This is a genomic window from Nitrospiria bacterium, from assembly GCA_035517655.1.
GTDB lineage: Bacteria > Nitrospirota > Nitrospiria > JACQBZ01 > JACQBZ01 > JACQBZ01.
Genome location: DATIYJ010000046.1, coordinates 1 through 12,403 on the forward strand (window position 1 = coordinate 1; position 12,403 = coordinate 12,403).

General features: G+C 59.6%; 10 protein-coding genes. 5 read left to right on the top strand and 5 right to left on the bottom strand.

Features of this window, described 5'->3' with window-relative positions; genetic code table 11:
• The coding region (locus VLY20_09105; protein ID HUK56799.1) for a hypothetical protein at positions 1-659 on the bottom strand (659 nt) is incomplete at its 3' end.
• Between the two features lie 158 nt (positions 660-817).
• Between VLY20_09105 and ppcA the strand changes: the two genes are divergently transcribed.
• Entirely contained in the window at positions 818-2,341 is a 1,524-nt protein-coding gene (gene ppcA, locus VLY20_09110; GenBank protein ID HUK56800.1) for a phosphoenolpyruvate carboxylase, read from the top strand.
• Positions 2,342-2,354: 13 nt separating this feature from the next.
• On the opposite strand, the gene VLY20_09115 is transcribed toward ppcA, so the two are convergent.
• Together VLY20_09115 and ylqF are read right to left on the bottom strand one after the other, a co-directional pair.
• Positions 2,355-4,274 carry a carboxypeptidase-like regulatory domain-containing protein gene (locus VLY20_09115; protein HUK56801.1) on the bottom strand — a complete coding sequence of 640 codons (1,920 nt, stop codon included), beginning with the start codon at positions 4,272-4,274 and terminating at the stop codon, positions 2,355-2,357.
• Between the two features lie 396 nt (positions 4,275-4,670).
• Positions 4,671-5,546: a ribosome biogenesis GTPase YlqF gene (ylqF, locus tag VLY20_09120; GenBank protein ID HUK56802.1), complete on the bottom strand. Its 876-nt coding sequence runs from the start codon at positions 5,544-5,546 to the stop codon at positions 4,671-4,673.
• A 275-nt stretch (positions 5,547-5,821) separates the two neighbouring features.
• Here ylqF and VLY20_09125 point away from each other — a divergent pair, with 275 nt between their 5' ends.
• The 3 genes from VLY20_09125 to VLY20_09135 are packed head-to-tail and all read left to right on the top strand — an operon-like array spanning position 5,822 to position 7,638.
• A complete protein-coding gene (locus VLY20_09125) occupies positions 5,822-6,103 on the top strand; it encodes a helix-turn-helix domain-containing protein (GenBank protein HUK56803.1) in 282 nt (93 codons plus the stop codon).
• 6 nt (positions 6,104-6,109) lie between these two features.
• A complete protein-coding gene (locus VLY20_09130; GenBank protein ID HUK56804.1) occupies positions 6,110-6,637 on the top strand; it encodes a hotdog fold domain-containing protein in 528 nt (175 codons plus the stop codon).
• Entirely contained in the window at positions 6,634-7,638 is a 1,005-nt protein-coding gene (locus VLY20_09135; protein HUK56805.1) for a nitronate monooxygenase family protein, read from the top strand. The genes VLY20_09130 and VLY20_09135 overlap by 4 nt, the downstream gene beginning before the upstream one ends.
• Positions 7,639-7,666: 28 nt before the next feature.
• Here VLY20_09135 and VLY20_09140 read toward each other — a convergent pair whose 3' ends face one another.
• Entirely contained in the window at positions 7,667-8,476 is an 810-nt protein-coding gene (locus tag VLY20_09140; GenBank protein HUK56806.1) for a tetratricopeptide repeat protein, read from the bottom strand.
• 127 nt (positions 8,477-8,603) lie between these two features.
• Here VLY20_09140 and VLY20_09145 point away from each other — a divergent pair, with 127 nt between their 5' ends.
• On the top strand, positions 8,604-9,803 hold the full coding sequence (locus VLY20_09145) for an NAD(P)/FAD-dependent oxidoreductase (protein HUK56807.1): 1,200 nt from the start codon (positions 8,604-8,606) through the stop codon (positions 9,801-9,803).
• A 724-nt stretch (positions 9,804-10,527) separates the two neighbouring features.
• Here VLY20_09145 and VLY20_09150 read toward each other — a convergent pair.
• A complete protein-coding gene (locus tag VLY20_09150) occupies positions 10,528-11,460 on the bottom strand; it encodes a cation diffusion facilitator family transporter (GenBank protein ID HUK56808.1) in 933 nt (310 codons plus the stop codon).
• Positions 11,461-12,403: the final 943 nt, after the last annotated feature.

Here is a 12,403-nt window from a genome sequence, read left to right on the forward strand (position 1 = left end):
GCGTTCAGGAGCGAGGCATAATCGATGCTGAGCCAGCGTTGCGGAAACAGGGACTCCTGCCCGCCGGGGGCCTTGTCCCCTTCCACGAGCGACTGGAAGGGGCCGGGCGCGATAAAAAAATTCTGATCGTTGGATGTCGGAAAAGGGGCGCCCCCGATTGGAATGTCCGGGGATCCCGGCTCGTTGCCCCTCTGGTAGCGCCCCAGAAGGATGTTCAGTCGCTTGTCCTTGACGAACGCCACCCCTGAGGTCGTCGTCCCTCTGTAGACGCTCCGTTGATGGTGGAGAAAGAACACGACGCGTTCATCCGGCCGGGCGGTTTGGAGCGCGGCCGCGAGCGGTTTCGCCAGGAAGCCGGCCTCCGCCGGAGTAAACGCCGGCTCGGCCGTCGCTTTGGATTTCAGAAGGAGCGTGGACAGCAAGCCCGGCGGCTCGACGATCCGGATCGACTCCAGAATCCGCTTCATATCGGCGTCGTTGATCTCGGCCGGATGGTCGAATTGCAGGGGAATCGGTTGCCTGGATTTATCCAGCCAGGTTTGCAGGACAACCGAATTGTACTGGTCGTTGAGGATCGTTCGGGACAGGGTGCGGTTCTCCACGCATCCGGCGACGACCGCGCTGACGAGAACGGCGATGAAGAACGACCATGGGCGCATAGGCTTCCTTTATCATCGGTCTGTTTAAGGTTAAGAAATCTGTTTAACATTTATCACAGTTCCGTTCCGGATGCAATTTCATTTTGCGGGAGGAGCTCTTTCGTCGCCCTCGGAATCGCAGTTGAGTCCGCGCGGGAATTCTGGTATCGTTGAGGAACATGACGCAAAAGGTCGATCGAAAATTCCCGGCCACCATGGCCACGCAGCATCCGGACCACGCCAACGTTCCGTACTGGAAGAAAAACGGCGATCCCTTCATCAACACCCAGGAGGAGATCGAGGAATGCATCAGCGCGTTCCGCGACCTCCATTGCCAGGAATACATGTGGGATTGGGAGGGCAAGTACGTGGACGAGGCGGTGGTGGACAAGCTGCTCTCCAGCTATTACGACTTCTTCCGGCGGGTCCATCTGGGACGGGACGTCTTTCTCACCTTCCGTCTGCCCAACATATGGCATGAAAAGGGTTACCGCCTGGCCCGCGCCTACATGGGAATTCTCACGTTTGAAGACCTCACTTTCGATCTGGGCTTCTCCCGTCCGCCGGTCTTCGAGGTGATCCTGCCCATGACGGACGAGGCCAGGAAACTGATCCATCTGCAAACGACCTTCCGGCAGGTGGCGCGGCTCAAGCATGCCGCGTTCGGCAACCGGAAGGGGATCGAGTACCTCCGGGTGATCCCGCTGATCGAGGGCATCTCGGAGCTGACCGGCTCGCGGAAGATCCTGCACGATTATCTCGATCTGCATGAAAGGGAATACGGGACGCGGCCGGATTATCTGAGGCCCTTCATCGCGCGGTCCGATCCGCCCTTGAACGCCGGTCTGATCCCGGCCGTGGTCGCGGCCAAGATCGCCTTGTCCGAGTACTACACGTTCGAGGAGGAGTCGGGCATTCCGGTTTTTCCGATCATCGGCGTGGGGTCCCTTCCCTTTCGCGGCGGGCTGGCCCCAAACCGGGTGAAGGATTTTCTGGAGGAGTACGGCGGCGTCCGGACGGTCACGATCCAGTCGGCCTACCGCTACGACTACCCGATTCAGGAAGTCAAACGATCGCTCCAGTTCCTGAACCGCAACCTGCCCAAGACCCGTCCGAGAATCCATTCGCCCGGGGAGATCAAGGAAGGGGAGGTCTTAAGCGAACTGTTCGCAAAGCATTATCAGCGGACGGTTGAAGGCCTGGCGGGAATGATCAATACGTTTTCGAAGATCATCCCTCAGCGTCGCGAGCGGATGCTCCATATCGGGTTGTTCGGATATGCGCGCGGCCTCGGGGGCAAGCGCCTCCCGCGCGCGATCGGCTTCACGGCGGTGCTTTATTCCCTGGGCGTTCCGCCGGAGCTGATCGGGACCGGCCGGGGATTGCGCGAGGCCCGGGAGAGAGGTCTGACGGATACCCTCAAAACCTTCTACCGCAATCTCGAGAAGGACCTGATTCAGGCCGGCCATTATCTCAACAAAGAAAACCTGAACTTCCTGGCCAAGCGCTCCGCGGCCTGGCGGGGCGTGCAGAAGGACGTCGAAGGCATCGAGAATTTTCTGGGCCGGGAGCTGGGACCGGAAACGGTCGAGCATTACCTTCACCGCAACCTCGTCTCGAGCGCCTATCTTCTCTGGCGGTCCGGCAAGGTTCCGTCCGACCGCATCCTCGAGGCCGCGAAGATCCGCCGGAGCATCGGCTAGGAATAAATGTTCCTTATTCGATGAACGTCCGTTGCAGGAAGAAAAACCCCGTGTCGGTTCCCCCCGTGACGTTCAACGAGAAATCCCCGACCAGCCTGGCCTTTTCAACGCCCATGGAAGCGTTTCGGGACGCGCTCGGCGCCAGGGTGAAGGCCGCGGCCCCTCCAACGGCGCTGCCATCGATCCCGCCGTCCGTGGTATTCGCGAAAGCCAGGCTCCCCGAAGAAAACGAGACCGAGGGACAAGCCATCAACGGCAAGGATTTGATTTTCCCGCCCACGACGCTGCCGTCGGGTTTCGTCCGAAGACTGATGAAGCACGTCGTGCCGGCCGGATCGGGCCCCGCCGACACGTAATAGAATCCCCTCCAGATCGCGGTTCCGGACGACCCGTCAAACTCCTTTTGACCGAAGTCCGACGTGGCAAAGTGCGGAGGCGAGGCGATGCTGTTTCCCCACAACGGGCCGTAGGCCGTTTGCCCGGACAGCGCCACATTGAACAGTCCGAACACATGCTTTTTCTTCGGCCCGATCAGTCCTGAAACGGTGATGGTGGAATTGTCCGCGGAAGTGAGGGCGCCGGTGAATATGCCCAGGTTTGGGTCCACCGTAAACGCCGTGGAGGTCGACAGGGTGTTTCCGAGGGTGTCCATGCCGCTCGAAATCGTTCCGCCGGAGGACGTGAACGAGCTGTTGTATTGGAACGGAGGCCGATACGTGAAATTCGCCGAACAGGACTGACAACGCTTTGTAAATTCAGACCACACCCAGTCGCCGTCCAGATCGGCGGCGCTCCAGGTCAAGTTACTCAAGAGATGAACCCGCCCCCGCACGACCGTCGTGACGTTTTGAGGCGACGTATCCGTGATCACGGCCTCCATGTAGCCGACGAAATTGGCGGGACCGGTCGCCGAGTCGAGTTTCCCGATCACGGTTAAATCCACCGTCCGGGTCGGCGTCGGGTTGAACGTCGATGTCATTTCGTAAATTCCAAGATTCGCATCGATCAAGGTCAGGGCTCCCGTGAACGAGGTCGTTGTCACGCCCCACGAAGCGGCCGGGATATACTTTTCCAGGGTGATGTCGGCGTAGCTGCCCGAAACGGCGCTCCCGGAAATCGAAAGGCTGACGTTGGCCATTCGCCGGTCGCCGACGCGGTCGGCGTCGCCGAAGGCGGCGCGGTGGAACTCCGCGCCGCCCGCCCAACTGCCCGTGAACGTGGACGCGCCGAACCCGCCCGAGCCGGAGGCGCCGGGAACGGCCGCGGTGGCCGCGTCGGCCCCGACCCGCCGCTTGGCGTCGATGGCGAAAACCTCGACCAGCGCCGAAGGACCGACGAACGTCGCCGGCAGGGTGATCGTCGCGGAATACGTCGAACCGTTGGCGGTCATCCGGCTTCCCGTGCCGTAGCCGACCAGTTCGGCCCGGGCGTCGGTTACGGCGTCGCCGTCGCTTCCTGGGTTGATCGTCGCGGCGACCGCAACGGTCGAGCCGTTCACGGTCAGGACGACGTCGGTGATCCGGGGCGCGTCGTCCACGTCGTCGAGATCCGGAAGCTCGATCGGAGCGGAAACGGTCGTCGCGGCGTTGTTGGATACGTCCACGGCAAAGGTGTTCGTTTCAAAACCCGGCATGATCGCGTTCAAGGTCACCGAACCGGCCGGAACGTTGGAAAGGGTGAATTGGCCGTCCGGACCGGTCAGGGCCGTGGGAGAGTCGCTTCCGGCCACGACCGTCGCGCCCGCGATCGGCGAGCCGTTCGAATCCGTCAGGGTTCCGGAAACACTGCCCGCGCCCGACAGCGAGCTTCCGTTGCTGCTGCTCGATCCGTTGTTCGACCCTCCGCAACTGGATAAGATGATGACGGGAGATATTATCGCGATAAAAGATACGATCGATTGAAGCCATGATGATTTTCGCGCTTTCTTGTTCATTTCCGTCTCCTCCGTTACATAGTCAGTCCTATTACAATATGATTCACTCCGATGATAAAAAAACCGCTTCCCTCTGCGCCGAAACTGGGCGCCGCCTGAATGTATGCAATCGTCGTTCCGCGATTTCAAGCAACAGATTGAGCGCTCCGCTTCGCTGACGGGAAAGCGGACCCTAAAATGGGGCGCGCTCGCCCTAACACGAATTACATACTCGCTGGCCGTGGCTCGTTCTCGCGGCGCCTTCCGACCAAAACGACGAGGCTCCGAAGCGGCCGCGGTTCTATCCGGTCATAGAGCATATAAACACATCAGCGCCGAATGGGTTGCGCGATTTTCGCGTTGTGTTACAAGATTTTATTAGAAAAGGGGCCAAAAAAGGGTCAAGTCGCTGGTTGTCTATTGTTTAGCTAGAGGCCCCGCTCCGGCCACGCGCGTCTCCGGAGTCTCCAGGCTGGTGCGGCCCAGCGCGCCGTCTCGGTAATCCGCCAGCAGTATCTTCGCCGCTCTTTCCCGGTCCGGTTCGCCGCCCTTGCCTTTACGAAGGCATCCGCGTTTTTTTGCGACGGCTTCGAGCACGCCCGCGCCGTCCAGCCCTTCCACCGCGAAACCGTACCGCGCCGTGAGCCGGGCGGGATAGCGCGCGAGCAGCGTTCCGGCGAGAAACTCGCCGACTTCTTCGTCGTTGACGGCCTTGGCGCCGATCGCGTGGATCGCGGCGAGCATCAGGCCGACGGCCGGCGTTTCGATTTTCGGCCACAACAGCCCGGGGGAGTCGGTGAGCGTCATGCGCTCGTTCAAGGCGTGGCGTTGCTGTAATCGGGTCACGGCCGGTTCGGCGCCCACTTTTTGAACGCGGCGTTTGAGCAGCATGTTCATCAGCGTCGATTTACCGACGTTGGGAATGCCCATGATCAGCATGCGCAGCGGCTTGGCGGCGCTGTTGCGGTGCGGGGCGAGCGACCGACAGAGACCGGGCACCCGGTCCGCCTGGCCGGCCTGGTTAAAGGACAGGGCCACGGCCGTCACGCCGGGTTGCCGGTTGTAGCGGTCGAGCCAGGCCCGGGTGACGGCGGGATCGGCGAGATCGGCTTTATTGAGAACTTTCAGACAGGGCCGCTGCCGCTGCAACCGCAGGTCCCGGATCATCGGATTGCCGCTCGCTTCCGGCGCGCGCGCATCCAGTACTTCAACGACGACGTCGACCGCCGCCATCGTCTTGGCCGCTTCCTTCCGCGCCGAATTCATATGACCGGGAAACCACTGGATGGACATGGGGGATGGGCCGCCTGATTAAAAATGCGGAGACGGGTGTCGGAAGCAAAGTAGCATATTCCTTTTTATTCCGCAACCCGGGCCCGTCGCGACTCGACGGACCCGATCCGTCCGCGCGGGAGCGGCTCTTGACATAACAACATTTGTGTTGTACTCTGTTTGTCGGGACCGGGAGGGCGATCGTCTGCACGGTCGAGTTCCATCAAACGTCGCAGGAGGGCATTCGCGTTGATGAATATCCCGACGGCCTTCCGGAAAAAGTCGGTTGAATTCTCATGAAACGAAGATTGTTCCGGGACCGTCTCAAAAAGGGTCTCAAGAATCCCGGGTTTAAGCGGGCCTTCGAGGCCGAAGACCTTCCGGCCCGGCTGGCCTTGCGGATCGCGGAACTTAGGCAAAAAGAAGGACTCTCCCAGGCCGATCTGGCCAAGCGTTTGGGGGCCAAGCAACAGCTCATCGCACGGATTGAAAGTCTGGATCATACGAATATGACCCTCTCCACGCTTCAGAAGATCGCTTGGGCGCTTCACCGACGACTCGTGGTCGATCTCCGCTAAAGAAGGATGAGGCTCCGCTCCGGACTCGCGCGGGGTGAGAAAGGAAGCGATCCGTTGAATCCGACCGAAAATTCTCCCGGCGTCTTTTTGACCCGGGCCTGGGAACGATTGAGCCCGGTCCCCGGCGGGGCCTGGCTCTTCAGCCGGCTGATCGGCTGGTGGGTGCCGTACAGCGGCAGCATCGGCGCGCGGGTCGTCGCGTTGCGCCCGGGCTACGCGCGGGTGACGCTCCGCGACCGCCGTCGCGTCCGCAACCATCTCCGGTCCGTTCATGCCGTGGCGCTGGTCAACCTCGGCGAGGTGGCCAGCGGGCTGGCGCTCTACACCTGCCTTCCCCCCGGCTTCCGTGGAATCGTCACGTCGATGTCGATTGAATATTACCAAAAGGCGCGCGGCCGCCTGACCGCCGAAAGCCGCGTGACCCTTCCGCCGATCGGCTCGGGCATCGATCATGAGGTTCACGCCGAAATCAGTGACGGGAAGGGGACCCGCCTGGCGCGAACCACCGTTCGGTGGAGGCTCGGGCCGGCATGACCGACGCGGCGCCGGATTCCCCTTCCTTCGAGACCGCCCTGACCCGCCATGCCGGCATCGCGGTTCCGCTGATCTGCGGCGCGATGTACCCCTGCAGCAATCCGGAATTGATCGCGGCGGTCTCCGAAGCCGGCGGGATCGGCATCGTCCAGCCGATCTCGCTGATCTACGTCCACGGACACGAATTCCGCGAGGGACTCCGGCTCATCCGGCGGCTGACCCGAAAGCCGATCGGGATGAACGCGCTGATCGAAGCGTCTTCGAGGGTCTACCGCGACCGGATGGCCCGATGGATCGACATCGCCCTGGAGGAAGGGGTCCGTTTTTTCATCACCTCGCTCGGCAAACCCGACTGGGTCGTCGCCCGGGTCCATGCGGCCGGCGGGATCGTCTATCACGATGTGACGGAGCGCCGCTGGGCCGAGAAGGGGAGGGACGCCGGCGTCGACGGACTGATCGCGGTGAACGACCGGGCCGGGGGGCACGCGGGACCGCTCGGCGCGGAGGCCCTGATCGACGCGCTCCGGGCGTCCGGGCTTCCGCTGGTCTGCGCGGGCGGGATCGGTACGGAAAACGATTTCCTGGCGGCGCTGCGCCTGGGGTACGCCGGCGTCCAGATGGGAACCCGTTTTATCGCCACGGAGGAATGCCGGGCCGGCGCCGCGTACAAGGCGGCGATCCTCCGGGCCGGGGAAGAAGACATCGTGTTGACCGAGCGGGTCACGGGCGTTCCCTTGGCGGTGATCCGCACGCCCTACGTCGAACGGCGGGGGCTGAAGGCCGGCCCGATCGCGCGGTGGATGCTGCGCGGCCGGAAGACCAAGCGCCTGATGAGGACGATCTACGCGCTTCGTTCCATCTTTGAATTCAGGCGGGCTTCTCTGGACGAAACCGGAAAACGGGAGTACTGGCAGGCGGGAAAGAGCGTGGCCGGCATCGACCGGATCGAATCCGCCGGGGAGATCGTCCGGCGCTTCGCCGCCGCCCTCCAACGGTTGTAACGGCGTCCGGCTTCGCGCGCGGGGGTGCTTATTTCCCTCCCGGACGAAGGGCCCGGCGGAGCCGGTCTTCGCGATCCGAATCGCCTTTTGGGAGTCGCAGCCTGAAGCGGGCTAAAATCTCACGGATGCGCGTCATGCAGCGAAGGGCCAGCTCCGGCTCGTCGCGGTCCTCATAGATATCGGCCAGGCCCCGAAGGGCCTCGGCCTCTCCCGAGGGGTTTCCCACCTGTCCGAAATGGGAGTAGGCGTAGTTAAAGCAGGTCTCGGCCCGCCGGTCCTTCCCCAGTTCGCGGTAGGCGCGGCCGAGCTGGCCCCAGGCGGCGGCCAGGCCTTCTTCGTTGCCGGTTTTTTTGTGAAGCTCGATCGCCCGTTTGAAAAATGAAACCGCCTCGCCCGGACGACGGCCGTCCATTTCCAGCAGACCCAGATTGGCATACAGCGAGCCGAGCGAGAAATCGTCCCGGACGGATTGGAGCAGCGCTTCCGCCTCCAGATAGTAGGCGCGCGACCGTTCGGCTTCGCCGAGCTCCCTCGACAGGTTCCCGAGGTTGACCAGCGTCCGGCCCGCGATGCGCGCGTCGGGATCCTTGCGCTGGTGTTCCAGGACTTCCCGGTAGAGGGACCGGGCCTTCTCCTTTTCGTCCAGCGCGGCATAAACGTTTCCGAGATTTCCCAGCACGGCCACAAGCAGCCGGACATCGTTCGATCCCCGGACCTCCTCCCGCGCCGTCTCAAAACACCGCCGCGCGCCTTCCAGGTCCCCCCGGTGGAGAAGCAGGGTCCCCTTGACGTAGGCGTCCGGAAAATTTAAACCGCCGAGCTCCGATTCGTTTGACATTGAATAGCCCCGGGAGACCATCCCCGCCGGATCGCTTTGTGATAAGATGTTTTGATTGCAGCATAGCTCCGAACGATCGAAACGGCAAGATATTTCAGAACCCGAATCGGACCTTATTCCAACATCCATGCCCGTCAAAGAACAGGTTGATGTGATCGTTATCGGCGCGGGCGCGGCCGGGCTGATCTGCGCGATGACCGCGGGCCGGAGGGGCCGCCGCGTCCTCCTCTTGGAGCATGCCGACCGCGTCGGGAAGAAGATCGTGATCTCCGGCGGCGGACGCTGCAACTTTACCAATCGGCGCGTGGAAGCGGAGCATTTCATCTCGGGCAATCCTCATTTTTGCAAATCGGCCTTAAGCCGCTTCGGGCCGCAGGACTTTATCGCCTTGGTCGAAAAGCACGGCATCGCCTATCATGAGAAAAAACTGGGGCAGCTTTTCTGTGACGGGAAATCGATCCAGATCGTGAGCCTTCTGCTGGAGGAATGCCGTGCCGGCGGTGTCCGGATTCAAACAAAATGTTTTGTTGAAAAAATCGAGCATCAAAACGTCGAAGGCCAAAAAGTTTTTACGGTTCAAACCAATTTAGGCCGGTATGATGCCGAGTCCCTCGTGATTGCGACCGGGGGGTTGTCATTCCCCAAGATCGGCGCGACCGGTTTCGGATATGCGGTGGCGAAACAGTTCGGTCTCAAGATCCGGTCCTGCCGTCCCGGCCTGGTCTCGCTGACCTTGAATCCCCCGGACCTGAAAGAGACGGACGGCCTGTCCGGGACGTCGGCCGATGCGGCGGTTACCTGCCATCAACAGACATTTAGGGACGCGATTCTTTTTACGCACAAGGGTTTGAGCGGCCCGGCTATTTTGCAGATCTCAAACTACTGGGAAGCGGGCGATGCGGTGACGATCAACCTTCTTCCGGATTTCGATCTTCACGATGCGATAAAACAGTGGCGGAAGGAGCGGCCGAAGGCGGAGCTCAAAAACCTGATCGGCGAGCGATTGACCAAACGCCTGGCCCTTCAATGGCTGGCGTTATCATCCGAGAGTAAGCCGGTATCCCAGTACAACACAAAAGAGATCGCGGCGATCGCCGCACGGTTTCATCGGTGGCGGATCGTCCCGTCCGGCACAAGCGGCTATTCCGTCGCGGAGGTGACGAAGGGCGGGCTGGATACCGATGAACTGTCGTCCAAAACCTTCGAATCCCGTCGCGTGAAGGGGCTTTATTTTATCGGCGAGGTGGTCGATGTGACCGGATGGCTGGGCGGCTATAATTTCCAATGGGCCTGGGCCTCCGGCCATTGCGCCGGGTTGTATGTATGAAGGAGGGGCGATGGTTATGTTATATATCCTCGGAATTCATCACTACCTCCATAAATCCGCGCCGGCCGGACCCCGCGGCCGAGGTTGCAGCATCCTACGAAAAGCGAGGCAGTTATACACTGATCGTGGATCTCGGACGCCACGAAGTGACCTATCAAGGCGTGCGGGTCACTCTACCGCCCATGGCCTTCCGATTGTTATCTGTCCTGGGCGGAAAAGGCAGATCGGATTGTAAGTAAGAAGAGCGTTACAATCGCCTCTGGGGAGGAGGCGGCGCAGACGCCGGTCCGTACGAGCATCAGCTCGCCGACCACAAACGGAAGATCCTCGCACAGATCGGGAAGGCGTTCGAAGGGCAGCGCGGGAAAAAACCGAAGGCCGATCAACTCAGAAATCTTATCATAGCAAAGTCCCGGGTGGGATATCGGCTGAATCTCTCGGCCAGCGAGGTGCGGGTGGTGAGATAGGGCGAGACAGCCATAAATGAATACCGCTGATTCAGCCCGGAATCTACTGATCAAGTGAGCAGACAGTGCAAGTAGCAGCGCAGGTTACTTCCTGTAATCGGTAAAATATAAACTTCTTGAAAAGTGGCAGATTACAACCGCTAATAATTTATTGTCCGCTCTATAGCAGATTGGTAAGACCTAAGACGCTCTAAACCAACAGAAAACCGAGGACTCGGAATCAGGCATGGTAACCTTAGTCAATCGCCATGGACAGTTCAAACGAAAGTTTTAGACGGCCCGTGCGCGCTGACTAACTGTTCTAGATCGCAGTGAATTACTTCGGGATGGCAACATTTGGTTTCAAGCTGAATCGTGATATGCTTGATTTCTGTATTTTGTGAGATATTCCGCCTCACGGTCGTCAATACCTCCTGAGACAAATTACTATTTTCCACCATGACATGACAGGTCAACATGTTGAGGCCAGGTTTCACGGCCCAGAGATGAAGGTCATGGACATTCTTCACTCCCGGGATTCTCTTGATGGCCGCCTGAACGGTTGTGGTGTCCAGACCGCGTGGCGCTGATTCCATGAGTACCCCGAGTGATTCTTTGAGGAGTGGCCACACGCCTTTGAGAACCGCTGCAACCACCACAAAGCTGATCAGAGGATCAACAAGTTTCCAATGGGTGAGTAGGATAATCAAACCGCTCACGGCTACTCCAAGACAGACCCATGCATCGCCAAACATGTGCCAAAATGCGCCGCGGATGTTTAAGTCGTCTTTCGCTGCTTTTTGCAGAAGCAGCGCGATTCCAATGTTCGCTGCAAAGCTGAGAAGTGCGATCACGATGACCCAACCCCCGGGGATCATGACAGGATTGAGCAGCCGCCACACCGCTATGACCATCAGACCCGCCGCTGCCAGGATCAGAAACATTGCATTAACCAACGCGGTCACAATACCGGCGCGGTGGTAACCGAATGTGGATTGGGATGTCGAAGGGCGTGCAGCCAACAAATGAGCCCAGAGTGTCAAGAACAGCGAACCCTGGTCAATCAGGTTATGCATGGCGTCGCTCATGAGGCCTACGCTATGGATCCAAGCACCTCCGATGAACTCCCCACCAACGATGAGAGCGTTAAGAACAAGAGCGATGTACAGACGTTGACGAAGTTCATTGTTTGCTTTCGCGGATGGGTTCATGAATAACTCCTCTAGTTGCAAGCGCCTCTGGATAAAGGATTCCGAAAGATCTGGTTATTTTAGTGCGTTACCGGATGACAATCGTCGATTGTGGCATTTCAGGAAAGTCAGCCATTCCTTTTTTCTTGTTAACAGACGTTCATTATAGTCCCGTCGCCGAAACGGGGTCAATCGCATTTTAGTTGGCCTACCACCATTTGCCGGAACCCGATCTTTGGCCGCACTCACTATAATCTCGGGATTGCGCTAATGGATCAGGGAAACGTGTCAGCAGCAAAGAGTTACTCGTGCGCGTCTTTCTTGGAGACCAGCCGCCACGAGTGTTTGTAATCACGAACGCCATTCTCAACAGTGGTGCTCGGCTTGACCGCGAGGCAAGGTATGTGCTTCGGAGCCCGATCAATTACGAGCAGTCATACACGGAGTTGACCTAATAATTCGCTCCAGCGGACAATCCTGACGTCACGTATTTTGTGCTATTTTTATCCGTAATCATCAATTTTTATGGCTTGTTTTCTCGATAGCTTGTAGGTGAAAGCCGCAAGAAATAGCAGGCTTCTAGTGCCCCCTCTGGTTTGACGGGCACGCCGAAAGGGAGGGCAAAATAGCCCCTAACTTTCTTCCTCCCCCGGCCTCTCCCTCATCATTCACTCCATCTATCTCCTCCCCCCACCACCAAATAACCACTAAAAAACCATCCTTCGACGATAACTCGCCGAGGACTTTGTGGTTCCCGCCGTAGTATCTTCCCTCCCCATAAGGAGGGATGATCCATGTACGAATGCCGTTGTGCGGTGGATGGGAAGAAGCTGGCGGAAATGGCGAGACCCCCGCTGCCGGATCTCACCTATCGCTACCGCTGCCGCTGCGGAAAGGATCGCAACGTTCCCGCCTCCGTTGATCCAGTGACCCATCGAGTCGTTGCGCGGGACATCTGCGTCTG

Bases quoted from the DNA above. Each gene is read 5' to 3' on its own strand.
- VLY20_09135 (HUK56805.1), top strand. From the start codon at position 6,634: ATGACCGACGCGGCGCCGGATTCCCCTTCCTTCGAGACCGCCCTGACC.
- VLY20_09150 (HUK56808.1), bottom strand. From the start codon at position 11,460: ATGAACCCATCCGCGAAAGCAAACAATGAACTTCGTCAACGTCTGTAC.
- VLY20_09145 (HUK56807.1), top strand. From the start codon at position 8,604: ATGCCCGTCAAAGAACAGGTTGATGTGATCGTTATCGGCGCGGGCGCG.
- VLY20_09140 (HUK56806.1), bottom strand. From the start codon at position 8,476: ATGTCAAACGAATCGGAGCTCGGCGGTTTAAATTTTCCGGACGCCTAC.
- ylqF (HUK56802.1), bottom strand. From the start codon at position 5,546: ATGTCCATCCAGTGGTTTCCCGGTCATATGAATTCGGCGCGGAAGGAA.
- VLY20_09130 (HUK56804.1), top strand. From the start codon at position 6,110: ATGAGGCTCCGCTCCGGACTCGCGCGGGGTGAGAAAGGAAGCGATCCG.
- VLY20_09115 (HUK56801.1), bottom strand. From the start codon at position 4,274: ATGAACAAGAAAGCGCGAAAATCATCATGGCTTCAATCGATCGTATCT.
- VLY20_09125 (HUK56803.1), top strand. From the start codon at position 5,822: ATGAAACGAAGATTGTTCCGGGACCGTCTCAAAAAGGGTCTCAAGAAT.
- ppcA (HUK56800.1), top strand. From the start codon at position 818: ATGACGCAAAAGGTCGATCGAAAATTCCCGGCCACCATGGCCACGCAG.